At 33.6% G+C, this 17,698-nt stretch carries 18 protein-coding genes; 13 read left to right on the forward strand and 5 right to left on the reverse strand.

Going from position 1 to position 17,698, the window contains the following annotated elements; all coding sequences use genetic code 11:
• Nucleotides 1-136: 136 nt before the first annotated feature.
• Together atpD and QGM60_RS05610 are read left to right on the forward strand one after the other, a co-directional pair.
• Complete coding sequence (gene atpD / locus QGM60_RS05605) at nucleotides 137-1,645, forward strand: F0F1 ATP synthase subunit beta (protein ID WP_281139242.1); 1,509 nt, start codon at nucleotides 137-139, stop codon at nucleotides 1,643-1,645.
• A 77-nt stretch (nucleotides 1,646-1,722) separates the two neighbouring features.
• A complete protein-coding gene (locus QGM60_RS05610) occupies nucleotides 1,723-1,998 on the forward strand; it encodes a hypothetical protein (RefSeq protein WP_281139243.1) in 276 nt (91 codons plus the stop codon).
• Between the two features lie 51 nt (nucleotides 1,999-2,049).
• Here the strand turns inward: QGM60_RS05610 and QGM60_RS05615 are convergent, their stop codons facing one another.
• Nucleotides 2,050-2,820 carry a LexA family transcriptional regulator gene (locus tag QGM60_RS05615; RefSeq protein WP_281139244.1) on the reverse strand — a complete coding sequence of 257 codons (771 nt, stop codon included), beginning with the start codon at nucleotides 2,818-2,820 and terminating at the stop codon, nucleotides 2,050-2,052.
• Nucleotides 2,821-2,894: 74 nt separating this feature from the next.
• Nucleotides 2,895-3,407 (reverse strand): CvpA family protein, encoded by a 513-nt coding sequence (locus QGM60_RS05620; protein ID WP_281139245.1) that lies wholly within the window; start codon nucleotides 3,405-3,407, stop codon nucleotides 2,895-2,897.
• Between the two features lie 70 nt (nucleotides 3,408-3,477).
• Here QGM60_RS05620 and QGM60_RS05625 point away from each other — a divergent pair, with 70 nt between their 5' ends.
• From QGM60_RS05625 to QGM60_RS05670, 10 genes are all read left to right on the forward strand, one after another.
• On the forward strand, nucleotides 3,478-3,834 hold the full coding sequence (locus QGM60_RS05625) for a hypothetical protein (protein ID WP_281139246.1): 357 nt from the start codon (nucleotides 3,478-3,480) through the stop codon (nucleotides 3,832-3,834).
• Between the two features lie 54 nt (nucleotides 3,835-3,888).
• Nucleotides 3,889-4,908 (forward strand): phenylalanine--tRNA ligase subunit alpha, encoded by a 1,020-nt coding sequence (gene pheS / locus QGM60_RS05630; protein ID WP_281139247.1) that lies wholly within the window; start codon nucleotides 3,889-3,891, stop codon nucleotides 4,906-4,908.
• Nucleotides 4,909-5,047: 139 nt separating this feature from the next.
• Nucleotides 5,048-5,536: a transcriptional regulator gene (locus QGM60_RS05635; RefSeq protein ID WP_281139248.1), complete on the forward strand. Its 489-nt coding sequence runs from the start codon at nucleotides 5,048-5,050 to the stop codon at nucleotides 5,534-5,536.
• A 16-nt stretch (nucleotides 5,537-5,552) separates the two neighbouring features.
• On the forward strand, nucleotides 5,553-6,683 hold the full coding sequence (locus QGM60_RS05640) for an efflux RND transporter periplasmic adaptor subunit (RefSeq protein WP_281139249.1): 1,131 nt from the start codon (nucleotides 5,553-5,555) through the stop codon (nucleotides 6,681-6,683).
• Nucleotides 6,684-6,699: 16 nt separating this feature from the next.
• A complete protein-coding gene (locus tag QGM60_RS05645) occupies nucleotides 6,700-9,834 on the forward strand; it encodes an efflux RND transporter permease subunit (RefSeq protein ID WP_281139251.1) in 3,135 nt (1,044 codons plus the stop codon).
• Between the two features lie 4 nt (nucleotides 9,835-9,838).
• Nucleotides 9,839-11,251 (forward strand): TolC family protein, encoded by a 1,413-nt coding sequence (locus tag QGM60_RS05650; protein ID WP_281139252.1) that lies wholly within the window; start codon nucleotides 9,839-9,841, stop codon nucleotides 11,249-11,251.
• Nucleotides 11,252-11,265: 14 nt separating this feature from the next.
• Nucleotides 11,266-11,556: a DUF3861 domain-containing protein gene (locus tag QGM60_RS05655; RefSeq protein WP_281139253.1), complete on the forward strand. Its 291-nt coding sequence runs from the start codon at nucleotides 11,266-11,268 to the stop codon at nucleotides 11,554-11,556.
• A 55-nt stretch (nucleotides 11,557-11,611) separates the two neighbouring features.
• Nucleotides 11,612-12,427 (forward strand): universal stress protein, encoded by an 816-nt coding sequence (locus QGM60_RS05660; RefSeq protein WP_281139254.1) that lies wholly within the window; start codon nucleotides 11,612-11,614, stop codon nucleotides 12,425-12,427.
• A gap of 18 nt (nucleotides 12,428-12,445) precedes the next feature.
• Nucleotides 12,446-13,039 carry a TetR/AcrR family transcriptional regulator gene (locus QGM60_RS05665; RefSeq protein ID WP_281139255.1) on the forward strand — a complete coding sequence of 198 codons (594 nt, stop codon included), beginning with the start codon at nucleotides 12,446-12,448 and terminating at the stop codon, nucleotides 13,037-13,039.
• A 17-nt stretch (nucleotides 13,040-13,056) separates the two neighbouring features.
• Entirely contained in the window at nucleotides 13,057-13,452 is a 396-nt protein-coding gene (locus tag QGM60_RS05670; RefSeq protein ID WP_281139256.1) for a hypothetical protein, read from the forward strand.
• A 139-nt stretch (nucleotides 13,453-13,591) separates the two neighbouring features.
• Here QGM60_RS05670 and QGM60_RS05675 read toward each other — a convergent pair whose 3' ends face one another.
• Nucleotides 13,592-14,182, reverse strand: a complete 591-nt coding sequence (locus tag QGM60_RS05675) for an RDD family protein (RefSeq protein ID WP_281139257.1) — start codon at nucleotides 14,180-14,182, stop codon at nucleotides 13,592-13,594.
• Nucleotides 14,183-14,193: 11 nt separating this feature from the next.
• Nucleotides 14,194-15,195: an NAD(P)H-dependent glycerol-3-phosphate dehydrogenase gene (locus QGM60_RS05680; RefSeq protein ID WP_281139258.1), complete on the reverse strand. Its 1,002-nt coding sequence runs from the start codon at nucleotides 15,193-15,195 to the stop codon at nucleotides 14,194-14,196.
• A 130-nt stretch (nucleotides 15,196-15,325) separates the two neighbouring features.
• On the opposite strand from QGM60_RS05680, the gene QGM60_RS05685 reads away from it, so the two are divergent.
• A complete protein-coding gene (locus QGM60_RS05685; protein ID WP_281139259.1) occupies nucleotides 15,326-16,270 on the forward strand; it encodes a nicotinic acid mononucleotide adenyltransferase in 945 nt (314 codons plus the stop codon).
• An 87-nt stretch (nucleotides 16,271-16,357) separates the two neighbouring features.
• Here the strand turns inward: QGM60_RS05685 and QGM60_RS05690 are convergent, their stop codons facing one another.
• Nucleotides 16,358-17,659 (reverse strand): TlpA disulfide reductase family protein, encoded by a 1,302-nt coding sequence (locus QGM60_RS05690; RefSeq protein ID WP_281139260.1) that lies wholly within the window; start codon nucleotides 17,657-17,659, stop codon nucleotides 16,358-16,360.
• Nucleotides 17,660-17,698: the final 39 nt, after the last annotated feature.

Below are 17,698 nucleotides of genomic sequence, written 5' to 3' on the forward strand. Positions count from 1 at the left end.
TTTTAGGGCACACTTTTTTTATGGAAAAAAGCTCGCAAAAATCACTTTTATTTTTAAATAAAAATATATCTTTGCAGCGCGAAAAACGAGCTGGTTTTTCATATTTAAATTATTGCAAAACAAAAACATATAAGTAATGTCAAAAGTTACAGGTAAAGTTGCACAGATTGTAGGTCCAGTTATCGACGTAGAATTCGGTACTGACGCAGAACTTCCAAAAATTTATGATTCTTTAGAAATTAAAAGACCTGATGGTTCTACTTTAGTACTTGAGGTACAGTCTCACATTGGTGAAGATACCGTACGTACTATCGCAATGGATTCTTCAGATGGTTTAAGTAGAGGTACTGAGGTTACTGCAACTGGTGCGCCAATCCAAATGCCAATTGGTGATGATGTTTATGGACGTCTTTTTAATGTAATTGGTGATGCTATTGATGGATTAGGTGATTTACCTAAAGCTGGTGAAGCAGGTTTACCGATTCACAGATCAGCTCCAAAATTCGAAGAATTATCAACTTCAACTGAAGTTTTATTTACTGGTATTAAAGTAATCGATTTGATTGAGCCTTATGCTAAAGGTGGTAAAATTGGTTTATTTGGTGGTGCTGGTGTTGGTAAAACTGTATTAATTCAGGAGTTGATTAACAATATTGCAAAAGGTCACGGTGGTTTATCAGTATTTGCTGGTGTTGGTGAAAGAACTCGTGAAGGAAATGACCTTTTAAGAGAAATGCTTGAGTCTGGAATTATTAAGTATGGTTCAGATTTTATGCATTCTATGGAAGAAGGCGGATGGGATCTTCAAAAAGTTGACAAAACTGCAATGAAAGATTCTAAAGCAACTTTCGTATTCGGACAGATGAATGAGCCACCAGGAGCACGTGCTCGTGTTGCATTATCTGGTTTAACTATTGCAGAATATTTCCGTGATGGTGCTGGTGATGGACAAGGAAAAGATGTACTTTTCTTCGTAGATAACATCTTCCGTTTTACACAAGCTGGTTCTGAGGTGTCTGCTCTTTTAGGTCGTATGCCTTCTGCGGTAGGTTACCAACCTACACTAGCAACAGAAATGGGTGCGATGCAAGAGCGTATTACATCAACTAAAAAAGGTTCTATTACATCTGTACAAGCGGTATATGTACCTGCGGATGATTTAACGGATCCTGCTCCTGCTACAACGTTTGCCCATTTAGATGCAACAACAGTATTATCTCGTAAGATTGCTGAGTTAGGTATCTATCCTGCGGTAGACCCATTAGATTCTACATCTCGTATCTTAACTCCTGAAATTTTAGGAGCGGATCACTATAACTGTGCGCAACGTGTAAAAGAGTTATTACAACGTTACAAAGAGTTACAAGATATTATTGCTATCCTTGGTATGGAAGAATTATCTGAAGAAGATAAATTAGCTGTAGGACGTGCACGTCGTGTACAACGTTTCTTATCACAACCATTCCACGTAGCTGAGCAGTTTACAGGTATTCCAGGTGTTTTAGTAGATATTAAAGAAACTATCAAAGGTTTTAACATGATTATGGATGGTGAATTAGATCACTTACCTGAAGCAGCATTCAACCTTAAAGGTTCTATCGAAGAAGCTATTGAAGCTGGAGAAAAAATGTTAGCTGAGGCGTAAACTAGTAATGAGACATGAGATGTTAGTAGTGAAAACTTCTAATTTTACTCAATGCTCAATACTCAACACTAAAAAATATGTATTTAGAAATTGTATCACCAGAAGCAACATTATTTAGTGGAGAAGTAACTTCAGTTACTGTTCCTGGTGTTAATGGCGAATTTGAAATCTTAGAAAATCACGCACCTATTGTTTCAATTTTGAAAGAAGGTGATGTAAAAGTAGCAGGTAGCGTTCAATTAAAAGAGGAAGTTGCTTCTAAATTTACTAAGTCAGATAAAGGAGTGTGGTTAGCTATCAATTCTGGTACTATAGAAATGAAAGATAACAAGCTAATTATCTTAGCAGATTAATTTATCTTATAAATATTATGAAAAACGCGAAGTAAATTACTTCGCGTTTTTTTATGGCATATTTTTAACTGCTTCAAGCTCTACTTTCAACTCTTGAAACATTGTCATAATAGAACTTAGTTTTAGTTCCTTTTCATCATATTCTTGAGTATTGATACAACATGTAAATTTCCATAACTCTAGAATACTTTCTCTTTTAACTAAATAAGGTTGATATGCTTTGTTATCTGAACTTAAAAGTAGATTCTGAGTATCATTCTCTGGAATGTAAATACGCTTATAAACCAAGCCATCATCTTTAGTTAACACAATGTAAGTTCTACCATTATTAATGTCACTAATATTATCAATAAACTTAGCGACAACAAAAGCTCCATCCTTAACTGGTAACATGGAATCCCCTTTTATAGGGAAAGCTCTATGTGTTCCTGTTGGTAGAAATGGTAGTTTTATTTTCTGAAGCTGCTCTATGTATTCAGGGTCATCGTAGCCTGATAAATAACCTGCAGTAGCTTTAGCTGGAATGATTTCAATTAAATCTTCATTTTCCTCATTAACTGTTATGGGGAAAAGTACACGCTTATTCCCAACTTCTATAAAGGAAGTATCCTTGGCTCTACGGAGATCTTTTCTAACTAAAATATCAATTGGTATATCAAAGTAATTTGATAGATCTATCAATCGCTCTATTGGTGGTTCGCTTCTACCTTCTTCATAAGATCCTACGACGGAACGCGTCCATTTTAGCTCATCCGCAAACCGTTCTTGAGATAATTTTCTTAAGGTTCTTAAATGTTTTATGTTGACTTGAATCGGTTTCAAAATATTTGCAGCAATATTATTTACTACAAAATTAAGTATTAATAACTACAAAAAAATAGTTAAATTTCTTCTGATTAAACTTCAGGATTAATTTGAAGCTCTTCTCCACTTTTTATTATTGTTGGAAAAATCATTGGTGCTAATGACTTCACAGGCTCATAAAGCACACTATTTTCAATATCATCTTCTTCCATAAAAGGAACCGTCTTGTTTAGTTTATTAAAAACAATAAGTAAAACACTGAGTATTAAACCAATTTTTAGAGCACCAAAAACACCACCCAAAAGTTTGTTTAAAAGACCCAAAGCAGCAAAATCTGCGAGTTTTGTTAGAGCTTTACCAGCCAAGCTTATAGCTAAAACAATAATTACAAAGGTGATAGCAAAGGCAACAATATTTATGGTTTTTTCGTTCCAATCTACTTTAGATTCTAGCAAATCAGCAGCAAAATAGCTAAAGTGTATTGCTCCATAAACACCCAATACAAGGGCAACTAACGAGGCAACTTCAACAAAAAGGCCTTTAAAGAGACCTCTTACAAATCCAAAAAGCAGAAGAGCTGCCAAAACAATATCAATGATACTCATAATACTAGCGGTTTTAGCAAATATAAATTAACTTTGCTAATTCTATAACGCGTAAGTTGTAAGATAAATTATGGCAAGAGACGAACAGTTAAAAGAACGATGGGGTTTGGTGGTGCAAAAGCTCTCTAACCAATTTGCAGATGGAGATACGTTAGATCTAGATTCTATTATATATCTTATTGGAGTTCAAGAGTTAGGGCAAATTCACAGAACATATAAAAAAGACCACAAATTAGACCTTATGCATATTGCAATTTGTAAACTTTTGGAACCATATGGGTTTTATGAATTTGATTTTGTAGATGAAGATGGTTGGCCACATTATAAAGTAAAAGAACAATTACCATTTCTAAAAGCAGGTGAACAAAGTGTGTTGATGAAAGAAGCTATCGTTAACTATTTTGTTGAAATGGAGTATATCGATTGATATTTTTTAAATTTGCAGTCCTAAATTTGAATTACTGAGCTAAATTCAGCAAAAATGATAGACAAGTTAAAAGAGTTGATAGCAGAAGCAGAAGCATTTTCTGCACAGTCTAAAGAAGAGATAGAGGCATTCCGAATTAAATATTTAGGGTCTAAAGGACTTTTAAAACAATATTTCGCTGAATTTAAAAATGTAGCTAACGAGCAAAAGAAAGAGTTTGGTCAAACCATAAATCAGCTTAAAAAAACCGCTGAGGATAAAGTTAATGTATTAAAAGAAGCTTTAGAAAGCCTGGAAGAAGATAAGGGCATTTACGGTGACTTATCTCGTCCTGGCGAACCAATTGCTATTGGTGCTCGTCATCCAATATCTATCGTAAAAAATCAAATTATTGATATTTTTTCTCGTATAGGTTTCAACGTTAGTGAAGGTCCAGAAATTGAAGACGATTGGCACAACTTTACGGCACTAAATTTACCAGAGTATCATCCAGCACGCGATATGCAGGATACGTTTTTCATTCAAACTGATCCTGATATCTTATTAAGAACACATACAAGTTCTGTGCAGGTACGTTATATGGAAAATAATAAACCACCAATTAGAACTATTTCTCCTGGTAGAGTATATAGAAATGAAGCTATTTCTGCACGATCACATTGTTTTTTCCACCAAGTAGAAGGTTTGTATATTGATAAGGATGTAAGTTTTGCAGACTTAAAACAAACGCTTCAATATTTTACAACAGAGATGTTCGGAAAGTCTAAAATTCGTTTACGTCCATCTTACTTCCCATTTACAGAACCAAGTGCCGAAGTAGACGTATATTGGGGACTAGAAACCGAAACCGATTATAAAATTACCAAAGGAACAGGTTGGTTAGAGATTATGGGTTGTGGTATGGTAGACCCAAATGTATTAGAAAACTGTGGCATAGATTCTAAAGAATATTCAGGATTTGCCTTCGGTATGGGAATCGATAGAATTGCGATGCTACTGAACCAAATCAGTGACATTAGATTATTAAGTGAAAATGATGTTCGATTCTTAGAACAATTCAAATCTGCTCTATAAAAAGACACACAAATCATAACTTATTATAGCCGATAGTACTAAAAATACTATCGGCTTTTTTATTTAACAATAATTTAACTTCGTTTAGTTCGGTTTGTTCCGAACCAATCATATTTTTGCATCATAAAATTAAATTACAATGGAAAACCTAGAAAAAAGAAAACTCGCATTAGTTGAAAAACTAGGTATCTTTTTAGAAAAAAAAGAGCAAATAGCACCTGTGGCTGCTAGAATTTTTTCGTTCATCATTTTAACTGGTAAGCAAGGAACTACGTTTGAAGATTTAGTAACCAACCTTTGTGCGAGTAAAAGCACAATTTCTACACACTTAAATCATCTTCAAGATCTAAAAAAACTAGAATATTTTACAAAACCAGGCGACCGAAAAAAATACTTTATAGTTAATGTAGACACCATGCTACAAAGTATTGATAATATGCTGAAAGAGTGGAAAAGCGAAAAACAACTTCACGAAGAAATAAAATCATACAAAATAGATGTAAACACCATTTTAGATCAAGAGCATCAATTTGAATTTGGTTATCACGACAGCTCAATTGAGTTTTTAAATGGTGCAATTTTATCAATAACTATATTAAAAGAATCCCTAATTAATAATGATAATTAATCAATTTTTTCAAAACATGAAACAATATAAAATACATATCATAACAGCGTTAAGTATTGTAGCATTAGTTAGCACAAGCTGTAAGCAAGAACAACCACAGCAACAATCGCAACAGCAACAAGCAATGCCATTGGCAGTAACCACTGTGCCTCAAAAAGAGGTGACAACATATAACACTTACCCAACAACAATAGAAGGCACTATTAATAGTGAAGTAAGAGCAAAAGTGTCTGGTTACATCAATAAAGTTTTAGTAGACGAAGGACAAAAAGTAAGCAAAGGACAAACACTTTTTAAATTAGAAACAGAATCTTTAAGTCAAGATGCAGAAGCAGCAAAAGCCAGTGTTAATGTAGCACAAGTAGAGGTTGATAAATTAAAACCTTTAGTAGAAAAAAACATTATTAGCGAAGTACAGTTAGAAACAGCAAAAGCAAATTTAGCACAAGCAAAAAGTGCTTACAATAGTGTTGTTGCTAATATTGGTTACGCAACCGTAAAAAGCCCAGTAGATGGTTACGTAGGCGCAATTCCTTACAGAGAAGGATCTTTAGTAAGTGCAACTAGCGTAAATCCTTTAACTACTGTTGCCAGTATAGAAAGAGTCTTTGCTTATTTTTCTATGAATGAAACAGAATATTTAGACTTCTTACAAGATACAGAAGGCAAAACACTTCAAGAAAAAATTAGCAATTTCCCAAAGGTTGAATTACTACTAGCAAACGGTCAAGTTTATGACCAAAAAGGAACTATTGAAACGGTTACAGGTCAAATAGACGCTAATACTGGTACAGTAAGTTTTAGAGCCGTTTTTGATAACCCAAATAGATTGTTAACTAACGGAAATAGTGGTACAATAAAAATACCTAAAACCTATGAAAATGCTGTTGTTGTTCCTCAATCAGCTTCGTTTGAGCAACAAGGACAAACGTATGTATATACCGTTGGTGATGACAATACAGCAAAATCATCTTTAATTTCAATTAAGGATAAAAACGATTTGCTTCTTATTGTAGAATCTGGTGTAAAGAAAGGTGATTTAGTAGTTGTAAAAGGTATAGGTAAAATTAAAAACGGAACACCTTTACAACCTCAAAAAGTAGCGTTTGACAGTATTGTTAAACCCTTAAAACCTTTATTTCAATAATATTTAGAAAAAAATTATGTTAAAGACATTTATAGAAAGACCGGTATTATCTACCGTAATTTCCATCATCATAGTTATTTTGGGTGTTTTAGGGTATTCTGCTTTACCTGTAGAACAATACCCAGACATTGCACCACCAACCATTCAGGTTAATGCCACTTATCCTGGTGCAAGTGCAGAAACCATTTTAGAAAGTGTAATCATTCCTATTGAAGAACAAATTAATGGTGTTGAGGGAATGACTTATATGACCTCTTCAGCAGATAATAACGGTACTGCAAATATTACAGTGTATTTCGATCAAGAAATGAATCCTGATATTGCAGCCGTTAACGTTCAAAACCGTGTGTCTCGAGCCAACCCATTACTACCAAGTGAAGTTGTACAAACAGGAGTTACCACACAAAAGCAACAAACCTCGGCCTTGATGTTCCTATCTGTTTATTCAGATAACGAAGATTACGACGGCGTTTTTGTTCAGAATTATTTAAAAATTAATGTTATTCCGGCTATACAACGTGTAAATGGTGTTGGAAATGTTCAGGTGTTTTCTAATCAAGATTATGCGATGCGTATATGGTTAAAACCCGAAAAACTTGCCGCCTACAATTTAATCCCTTCCGAAGTTATTGCCGCACTACAAGAGCAAAGTTTAGAGGCTTCTGCAGGTAGTTTAGGACAAAATGACGGACAAGCATTTGCATATAATATAAAGTATAGCGGACGTTTTAAAACCGAAAAACAGTACCAAGATATTGTTATTAAAGCCTTAGATAATGGCGAATACCTGCGTTTAAAAGATGTAGCTAAAATTGAATTAGATGCGCAAGGCTACGAGTCGTATGGGTTTACCGAAGGCTATCCGAGTGTGAATATGGGAGTTTTTCAGACGGCAGGCTCCAATGCACAAGAGATTATTACAAATATAAAATCGGAGTTAGATCGTTTATCCAAAGACTTTCCCGACGGTATAAAATATGAAATTAATTACGACACCAATGAGTTTTTAACCGCTTCTATGAACAAGGTTAGAAATACCTTAATTGAAGCCTTTTTATTGGTGTTTTTGGTGGTATTTATTTTCCTTCAAGATTTTCGTTCTACCTTAATTCCCGCAATAGCAGTACCTGTGGCCATTATTGGTACGTTCTTTTTCTTAAACGTCTTTGGTTATTCCATTAACCTGTTAACGCTATTTGCTTTAGTATTGGCAATTGGTATTGTAGTTGATGATGCCATTGTGGTGGTAGAAGCTGTACACGCCAAAATTGATGAAGGTGCAACCAATGCTAAAACAGCTACTTTAGATGCTATGCACGAAATATCTGGAGCTATTATTTCCATTACCTTGGTTATGGCAGCGGTATTTGTTCCAGTTACCTTTATTCAAGGTCCAACGGGAGTGTTTTATGAACAGTTTGGTGTTACCTTAATTGTAGCTATTTTAATTTCGGCCGTAAATGCCTTAACTTTAAGTCCGGCGTTATGTGCATTATTTTTAAAAGGACACGACCATCACGAAGACAAAAGCAAAAGTTTTCTTCAAAAATTTTACGACCGTTTTAATACTGGATTCAATGCTGCTACGCAACGCTACGGTAAATCCCTTAGTTTTTTATACAAAAACAAATGGGTAACAGGGCTTATACTTGTGCTTTCAGGAGTTGGTATTTGGTGGGCAGCGTCTACAACACCAACAGGATTTGTACCAGATGAAGATCGTGGTATTATCTTTATGAATGTAGAATTACCGGCTGGAGCTACTATGGATAGAACTAATGTAGTTACCGAAGAATTGTACCAAAAAGCCAAACAGATACCTGGCGTTAGAGGAGTTACGGTTATTAATGGACGAAGCTTAATAAGTGGAGCTGGTTCTAACTACGGTTTAGGATTTGTAAAATTAGATAAATGGGATGAACGTGAAACCGAAGAGTTGTCTTCTAGTGCCATTATTGGAAAACTATTTGGTATTGCAGCGACTATTCCAGATGCTAATATTATTTTCTTTGCGCCGCCAAGTATTCCTGGTTTTGGACTTTCAGGTGGTTTTGAGGTGAATTTAATGGATAAATCTGGTGGAAGTTTTGAAGATCTAGATGCTGCCACACAACAGTTTATTGGTAACTTGATGAAACATCCAGAAATTCAGTATGGACAATCTTCATTCAATACAAGATATCCTCAATACGAGTTAGAAATTGATGTGCCATTAGCTAAAAGATATAACGTGTCTATAAGTAGTATATTCTCTACTTTACAAGGTTATATAGGTGGAATTTACGCAGCTGATTTTGCTAGATTTGGTAAGCAATATAGAGTTTATGTACAAGCCTTGCCAGAAGACAGAACAGATGCAAGTTCTTTAAATGAATTGTATATAAAAACAGGAAGTGGTGAGATGGCACCAATTACACAGTTCGTAGATTTAAAACGTGTATATGGTCCGCAATCTGTAACGCGTTTCAACTTATATAATTCGTCAAAAATTAGTGGAGCATCTAACCCTGGTTTTAGTACCGGTGACGCACTTGCAGTTGTTAACGAAGAAATTAAAAACTTACCAAACAACTACGATGTGGCTTACTCTGGTTTATCTAGAGAAGAGGTAAATGCAGGTAATCAAACGGTTATTATTTTCATATTGGTAATTGTATTCGTTTTCTTCTTACTCGCTGCACAATATGAAAGTTACTTATTGCCATTAGCTGTAATATTTTCTTTACCGCTAGGTGTGTTTGGAGCCTTTTTCTCAACCAAAATGTTAGGCTTACAGAATAACATTTATTTCCAAATAGCCTTAATCATGCTGGTTGGTTTATTAGCTAAAAATGCCATCTTAATTGTAGAGTTTGCACTACAACGTAGACGTAGCGGAGAAGATTTAGTAGACGCAGCTATACATGGTGCAAAAGCCAGATTACGACCAATTTTAATGACATCTTTTGCCTTTATCTTAGGATTAATGCCACTTGTATTAGCAAACGGTGTTGGTGCTGCTGGTAACAAATCTATTGGTACTGGTGCTGCTGGAGGAATGTTAATAGGAACCATTTTAGGAATTTTTGTAATCCCTATTCTATTCATCTTATTCCAATGGTTGCAAGAGAAAGTTTCAGGTCAACCAAAAACAAAAACTATCGAGAACTAAAATTATGATATCACATTCAACATATAAAAAATTAAGTAAACCCTTATTACTTATTGTAGTTGCGATAACAATGCAAAGTTGCTTTGTAGCTAAAGATTATACGCGACCAGAATTAGAAGAAACAGACCATTTATTTAGAACAGATAATTTGCCAGCAGACAGTTTGTCTATGGCAGATATATCTTGGGCTGATATGTTTTCTGACAGTTATTTGCAGCAGTATATTAATGAGGGTCTTCAAAATAACTTAGATATTAGAACTGCAATTCAGCAAATTCTAGTTACCGAAGCTTACTTAAAACAAGGTAAAGCAGGATATTTACCAACGGTTAGCGCTACTGCACAGATGACACGTCAAGAATTGTCTGGAAACAGTCAATTTGGGTCTTTCTTTTCGTCATTAGATCAATATGAACTTTCAGGAAGTTTATCTTGGGAAGCTGATATTTGGGGAAAAATTAGAAGTAATAAACGTGCTAGCGAAGCTACCTATTTACAAAGTGTCGCTGCACATAAAGCGGTAAAAACACAGTTAGTATCTAGCATTGCAACTACATATTACCAATTGTTGGCCTTAGATGCACAATTAGAAGTTACAGAGCAAACAGTTGCCGCTAGAGACAGTAGTGTCATTACAATTAAAGCATTAAAGGACGCTGGACAAGTAAACCAAGTTGCGGTTGACCAAAATATTGCGCAATACAATAACGCAAAAGCACTATTAGTAGATATAAAAGCTACAATTTTTAAAACTGAAAATGCTTTAAATCTTTTATTAGGAAGATCATCTCAGCCTATTCAACGAGGTTCTTTAGAAAACCAAAACTTTGATGCCGATATAAAAGTTGGTGTACCTGCTACTTTATTAAGTAACAGACCAGATGTTATTGCTTCAGAATATGGTTTAATCAACGCTTTTGAGTTAACCAATGTAGCACGAAGTAATTTTTATCCGTCACTAACATTAACGGCTAATTCTGGTTTTCAAAGTCTTGAGTTAGATCAATTACTTAATGCTAATTCATTATTTGCAACTTTAGTTGGCGGATTAACTCAGCCTATTTTTAATCAAAGACGCATTAAAACGCAGCACGAAGTTGCCAAAGCACAGCAGGAACAAGCTTTATTAGCCTTTAAAAACACGCTTTTAACAGCAGGAAACGAAGTGTCTAATGCGCTTTATGATTATGAGGCAGAAACAGAGAAATTTGAATACCGCCAAAATGAAGTTGAAGCATTAAGAAATGCCGAAAGCAATTCAGAAGAATTATTGAAAAACGGATATGCCAATTACTTAGATCTATTAACAGCTAGACAAAGCGCGCTAAGTGCAGAGCTTAATTTAATTGATAACAAACTACAACAAATGTTAAGCGTTATCAACCTTTATGAAGCTTTAGGTGGCGGCTGGAAATAAAATTTAAAAGAATAATGGGAAAGAAAAATAATAAGTACAGCATCAACCTTAAAGAATTAGTCTTAAAGGATGAATCTGTAGCCGAAAAAAACTTAGAGTTTGAATTCGAGAATCACGATAATATCTTCAACATCATAGACATCTTAAAGGCTAAAAACCTATTTGATAATGACAATGAATCTGTTGAATTTGCTGTTGGTTTAAAGTTGTTTAGTGAAGTGATGTTAAAAAACAGAAAGCACGAACTTTTCGAAGATTTCTTTCCCCATTTTTCGGATTTCATGAAAAAGCTTAAAGCTATGTAGAATAATCGTTTTGTTAGTTATTCACTTTCAAAACAAAGAAAATCGACACAAAATTATGAGACCTATCTTAGTTGCCACTAATTTTTCAGAACGATCTAATAATGCTGTACTATATGCAGCTTCACTTGCTCAGGTATTCAATTCAAAATTGATATTATTTAATGCCTTTAGGCTACCTGTGCATGCTGCAAACTCTAGGTTAACTGTAAAATCTATGGATGGCTTAATTAAGAAGAATAGTGACAAATTAAAGGACCAAGCACTAAACCTATCTAAAGAATTTAATATTGATGTTGAGTACGAGTGTAAGTATGTTGATTTAGAGCAAGAGATAGAACACCTAATGGAGGTGAACAACTCACGGTTGTTGGTTATGGGCATGTCTCCAAAATCTATGGAACAAAACTTATTAGGAAACCCTACTACAACCTTGATTAGTATGAGAAAGTTTCCTGTGCTCGCTGTACCATTAAGAGCTCAATTTTCTGGCATTAAAAATGTACTTTTTGCATGCGATTTAATGGAGGCTATACCTCTAAAGTCATTAGCAAGATTAAGGCAAATAGCCTTGCTATTAAAATCTAATGTCACCATATTTCATGTGGAAAACAAGATAAACGAACTGTTGTCTAAGGGTGAAGCTCTACAAAATATTGATAACGAATTAGAACCCATTACACACATATACAAAAATGTAAAGTCTAATGCCGTAATCGAAGAAATTGAAAAAGAAATCAAAGCCTCAAATGCTGATTTATTAGTAATGATTCCTAAAAAATATGGATTTTGGGAATCCATAGTTCATAAAAGTAAAACCAGAGTTATGGCTTCGGGTATGAATATTCCATTATTATCTATAGCAGTAGAATAGTATATAATTACACAAGTAATGATAGATAAATACGAATTGATAAAAACTGCCATTGACAGTTTTACAAAGTTTGGGAGTAAACGTTACACCTTAGACGAACTAGCGACATCAGTTGGTATTTCTAAAAAAACAATTTACAAGTACTTTAGGAGTAAAGAGCATTTGGTTGTAGAAAGTGTAGCTTTTCTATTGGATGAGTTTCGAGATGATGTCAATGAGATATTAAAATCGCATAATGATGATCCTATAACTTGTATAATTTTAATCTATAAGAAAGGTTTTGAAAACTTAAAACATTTTAAGCCTTCATTTATTTTCGGTTTAAAAAAGTACTACCCAAAGGCCAATGAAATATTTGATGATTTCAGAAATGAAATTGTTAACCAAACGGTTTATGGTTTATTAGAAAAGGCTAGTAAAAATGGTACTATTAGACCTGAAGTCAACTTAAGTCTGTTCTGTAGCCTATACTTTAAACGCTTTGAAGAAGTAGCCCTAAGAAACAATAATCTGATGGAAATTTACACTAATAAAGAATTACTAAATCATTTTGTGGTGTATAGCTTAAAAGGCATTTCAGTTTCTGATTACAAGAATGCATATTTTGAATAGTTTGCTATTTTTGCAACATGAAAAAAGACATCACTATTCCTGAAGTAAAGGACGTTTATATAGCTGTAGTACAAGAACAACATATAGAGTATAAAACTCTAGATTGGAATGCATATATCATAAACAATTCAGATAAAGATTTAGACACTGTTCTTATTGTTTCGCAAGGCTATAACGATACAAAAATGACACCTCCTATGCGTCATACACTTGCAAAATTGCCAGCGCGTAGTTATGCCAAGATTGAGTATCTACAAGAAAAGGTTTTAGAGCTTAACAACTCATTTAAAATCACTTTTTTTGAAGATAATCAGATGTTTGACAAAACGTATTTATTCAGAAAAAACACCATCAATGAAAAGGCACTTCAAACTGTTCCTTTAATGCAGTTGAAGGGTGTTTTGGTTAAATAAAATTCCTGCTTTCGCAAGAATCTCTTAATTATTGCTACTCAAAACTGTGACACTGAGCACAGTCTAAGTGCAGTACAAAATCTATTTTTATGTAAGATCCTGAATCAAGTTCAGGATGTCAGAATGAATATTAACTTAACTAGTATTTAGAAGCCTTTTTAGTTTTTGATAGTTTTATAAATGCTATAACAAAACCACTTAAAATGGCAAATGTTAGTAGAATGATAGCCAAGATATCCCAAAATTCATATTCAGGTTCATCAAGGAAGGAATAAGCTAAAAAGATTAAAATAGATTGATTAAACAAGAAAATTAAAGGTCGCCTAAACTCCAGTTTTTTTAAATTTTTGTCGCTAATTACAAAAGTATCCGATAAGCTATCATGAATGGCTCTTTCGTTATCACTAATTCCTGAGAATATGCTAAAAAACCTACTTAATGATCTAATAACCAATTGATTTTTTGATGGTTTATTTCCATCTTTATCAACCACTATAGTCCTTGTTTGATATTTTCCTGGTGTACGACCTGTAACAGATTCAAAAAGGAAATAATATAAAAACCTCGACACATAGTAAATAAAGATTGCCGAAAGTAAGTTCTGGTAAGTCAGCCACGCTAAAGAAAAACCTACTGATGATGAAATTATAAAATCTATAATAAGATTTTCTCCTCTTTCATCTTCATTTGCAAGATTAAGGTTTGGATATTTAGTATTGGTAATCTTCATCCAATTTTAAATCAATCCAATTTCTCAGTTAGTTTCTGAAACACCTTTTTAGGATTCTTGTTCTCGTATAAAATATCATAAACCGCATTTATAATAGGCAAACGCGTTTTCTTTTTATTCTTTTTATTGAGCTCATAGGCGCTTTTGGTAGCATAATAGCCTTCGGCAACCATGTTCATTTCCATTTGAGCAGATTTTACCGTGTAGCCTTTACCAATCATATTACCGAACATTCTATTTCTTGAAAATACAGAATAACCTGTGACCAATAAATCACCTAAATATGCCGAGTTATTGATGTTTCGCTTCATTTTGTGCATTTTTTTAATGAAACGCTTCATCTCTCTAATAGCGTTACTCATTAACACACTTTGAAAGTTATCACCATAACCCAATCCATGAGCAATTCCTGCAGCAATAGCATAAATATTCTTCAGCATTACAGCATATTCGGTACCAATAATATCGTCACTGATTTTTGTTTTTATATAATCGCTAGATAAGTTATTGGCAATAGCTTGTGCTTTTATAGGATCTGCGCAAGAAATGGTTAAGTAAGATAGTCTTTCCAAAGCAACTTCCTCTGCATGGCAAGGTCCAGCTATAACGGCAATGTTTTCAAAGGGAATATTATAAACATCATGAAAATGTTCACCTACCAAATTACCAGACTCTGGCATTATACCTTTTACGGCAGATACTATAGTCTTTTCACTAATATCTACGGTTAACTTTTCTAATTCAGAATGTATAAAAGCTGAGGGAATAACAAAAATGAGTACATCTGCCCACTCTGCTATTTCATTAATATCGTTACTAAGCTTTAGTTGTTCTGTATGGAATTCCACAGAACTTAAGTAGCTAGGATTGTGTAGCTCTTTTAAAATATGTTCTTTGATGTAAACACTTCGCATGTACCAGCCAATTTGGTCTTGATTTTCGCAAAGCATTTTTACAATGGCTGTAGCCCAGCTTCCTGCACCAAAAACTGCATATTTTTTATTGTTGCTCATAAAAATAGTTTCGTTTTAGTCCTTCAAAAATAAGGAAACTTTTATGGAATGGCTATGCCTAAAAGCAAGAATTAAAATCTTGGCACACGTTTTGAAACTCTTAAAGTAATAACCTTAAAACCGTTAGATTATGAAGACAATAAAACTACTTTTAGGATTTGCCCTTAGCGCAACATTATTTACGTCTTGTTATACAGAAGACATCATTGTAAACAATAATCCAGGAATATCGTTAGATAACTTATTACACTCTTACGATTTATGGTATGTAGATATCAATTCTACCCAAGGTTATGGAGAAACACCGTTTTTACAAATTGCTTTTACCTTAACTTTTGATAATGGTCGTTTATATGCCAATAATAATTTAGTTGGTATTGGTAGCCAAGGTAATGGTTATGGTGTTCAAATAGGAAACTATGACGCTTATGACATGATATTGGACGTTAACCATGTTATTGATGGGTTTGAAACTTTCGATATTTATCAAATAGATAATAACACTATTGAGTTGTACAATCCGTATAATGACACCTCTTACTTTTTAGATGGTTACCAACGTTCTACATTTGATTATGACTATGTTTTTTACGACAATATTCATTATTTCTTACAAGAATATGATGCATGGGAAAAAACATACACAAGTAACTACGGAGCTATAAATGAGTTTGATAATGAAAATTATTTACAGTTTTTATCTGGTGGTAACGACTCAACGTTTAGAAGCTCACAAGGTGAAAATGTATATAATGTAAATAACATCTATTGGGATTACACAGGTGTCTATGGAGTTGGAGATATTTCTGGAAATATGTATCTAAAAACATTAACATTAGATTATGATTTCTTCGACAATGAATTCTTTGAGCTTAGCGTTATTAATGATAGTACAATAGAATTGTACCACCCAAATTCTGGTACAGTGTATGAATTTGCAGGTAGAGGTTACATTGCTTACTACAGAAGTTCTGACACGGAAGGCAATATACAGAAGAGAGAAAACGAATCTAAAAAACGTAAACAGAAAACAAAAAAGGTAGAAAACCCAAGAGATAATACTCGAAACACCTAATAAAAAAACATATGAAACTAAATTTGGTTGGTTATTTAGTTTCAAAACGCTCAGATAAAGCACTTGCTTTACTGAGCGTTTTTCTATTTACAAATCTTTTAAAACCACCTCTAATTCCTCATAGTCATAAGGTTTAGCCTTAATTATTTTATTAGTATCTAGTAAAAAATAAGTTGGAGTTGCAGAAATACCATATGTAGTTACTATGGGATTATCCCATTTTTCTAAGCCAATAGTATGTATAAAATCTGGGTAATCTTTAATGGCTGAAGACCATTTACCTTTAGAGTCTTCTAAACCAAAAGCCACAACTTTTATTTGCGCATTATTGGCCAAAATCGCTTTTACTTTTGGTAGCTCGTTCAAACAATGTCCACAACCACTACTCCAGAAAATAAGCAGGTAATAATCCGAACCTTTTAAATCATGGAGACTTGTATTATTGCCATCAGCAGAAATTTCAAAATTAGGTGCTTTGGTACCTATTGAGGTGTTTTTGAAAGATGTTATAGTTTCCGCTAAAGCTTTATTATTGGTTTTGTTGGCTAAATCTAACAAGTAATTATCCGTAATGTAATTCGCCATGTCATTATTCTCTAGGGTTAAAAAATTCTGCCAAAGCATTTCTAACAAACTTGTTTTTATTTCTAAATCGTTGTCGCTTATAGCTTTTGCAACATCATCAACCAAGCTTTTATAATCTTCATTACTTGGGTTTTCTATCATATTAAAAACATAGCCACTCACCCTATCGGTTAAAAATGTAGAACTCTGTAAAAGTTCACTACTAAAATCCACATTCTTAAAAAAGTGACTTTTTAAGTTTTTGGAATAAGTGCTTATATCTTCATAGTCGCTAGGAATATAGGGTTTATTAGCTTTAATGAAATTCAAAACCATCTTACCTACCGCAGATTCTTCATAAGCCGATTGTGTTTCTTTTAAGGTTTTAAAAATAGCCTTAAAAGCTGCTTTGTCCGTACCTTGCTTTGTGTAATAATTGCTAATAGTTTGGTTGACCATATCCATACTTTTTAAGTACGAATTCCATAATTTATTCTCTAAGGACTCTTTAAATTCAATGCCTTCGTCTTGACTAAAACTAAAATCGACCGTTTCATTACCATCATAAATAAAATCGAAATTATTTTCTTCGGGCGGAATGGCATAAACAATCTTATAAATACCTGGTTTTGCTGTAGAATCTAGAGTTATTTCAAAAGAACCAGAATCATTCATCTTTCCTCTTTCAATATAATTTGCACCATCTGGTGTTGCTCTGTATAAAAAGGCATACGTGTAATCTTCAGCTGGAGAAAACGTTCCTTTTATATTTTGGGAAAAAGCAACAAATGGCAAAACGACTATTAGGAATATAAACTTTTTCATTTTTTTGAATTGAATTTACGTGAGAGCTAACCTCAAAAA

This window comes from Winogradskyella sp. SYSU M77433 (genome assembly GCF_029911945.1).
Lineage (GTDB): Bacteria > Bacteroidota > Bacteroidia > Flavobacteriales > Flavobacteriaceae > Winogradskyella.

Excerpts from the sequence above, each read along its gene's own strand:
- atpD (WP_281139242.1), top strand. The coding sequence starts at position 137 with ATGTCAAAAGTTACAGGTAAAGTTGCACAGATTGTAGGTCCAGTTATC.
- QGM60_RS05640 (WP_281139249.1), top strand. The coding sequence starts at position 5,553 with ATGAAACAATATAAAATACATATCATAACAGCGTTAAGTATTGTAGCA.
- QGM60_RS05620 (WP_281139245.1), bottom strand. The coding sequence starts at position 3,407 with ATGAGTATCATTGATATTGTTTTGGCAGCTCTTCTGCTTTTTGGATTT.
- QGM60_RS05665 (WP_281139255.1), top strand. The coding sequence starts at position 12,446 with ATGATAGATAAATACGAATTGATAAAAACTGCCATTGACAGTTTTACA.
- QGM60_RS05675 (WP_281139257.1), bottom strand. The coding sequence starts at position 14,182 with ATGAAGATTACCAATACTAAATATCCAAACCTTAATCTTGCAAATGAA.
- QGM60_RS05610 (WP_281139243.1), top strand. The coding sequence starts at position 1,723 with ATGTATTTAGAAATTGTATCACCAGAAGCAACATTATTTAGTGGAGAA.
- QGM60_RS05660 (WP_281139254.1), top strand. The coding sequence starts at position 11,612 with ATGAGACCTATCTTAGTTGCCACTAATTTTTCAGAACGATCTAATAAT.
- QGM60_RS05645 (WP_281139251.1), top strand. The coding sequence starts at position 6,700 with ATGTTAAAGACATTTATAGAAAGACCGGTATTATCTACCGTAATTTCC.
- QGM60_RS05690 (WP_281139260.1), bottom strand. The coding sequence starts at position 17,659 with ATGAAAAAGTTTATATTCCTAATAGTCGTTTTGCCATTTGTTGCTTTT.
- QGM60_RS05625 (WP_281139246.1), top strand. The coding sequence starts at position 3,478 with ATGGCAAGAGACGAACAGTTAAAAGAACGATGGGGTTTGGTGGTGCAA.
- QGM60_RS05680 (WP_281139258.1), bottom strand. The coding sequence starts at position 15,195 with ATGAGCAACAATAAAAAATATGCAGTTTTTGGTGCAGGAAGCTGGGCT.
- QGM60_RS05670 (WP_281139256.1), top strand. The coding sequence starts at position 13,057 with ATGAAAAAAGACATCACTATTCCTGAAGTAAAGGACGTTTATATAGCT.
- QGM60_RS05650 (WP_281139252.1), top strand. The coding sequence starts at position 9,839 with ATGATATCACATTCAACATATAAAAAATTAAGTAAACCCTTATTACTT.
- QGM60_RS05635 (WP_281139248.1), top strand. The coding sequence starts at position 5,048 with ATGGAAAACCTAGAAAAAAGAAAACTCGCATTAGTTGAAAAACTAGGT.
- pheS (WP_281139247.1), top strand. The coding sequence starts at position 3,889 with ATGATAGACAAGTTAAAAGAGTTGATAGCAGAAGCAGAAGCATTTTCT.
- QGM60_RS05655 (WP_281139253.1), top strand. The coding sequence starts at position 11,266 with ATGGGAAAGAAAAATAATAAGTACAGCATCAACCTTAAAGAATTAGTC.
- QGM60_RS05685 (WP_281139259.1), top strand. The coding sequence starts at position 15,326 with ATGAAGACAATAAAACTACTTTTAGGATTTGCCCTTAGCGCAACATTA.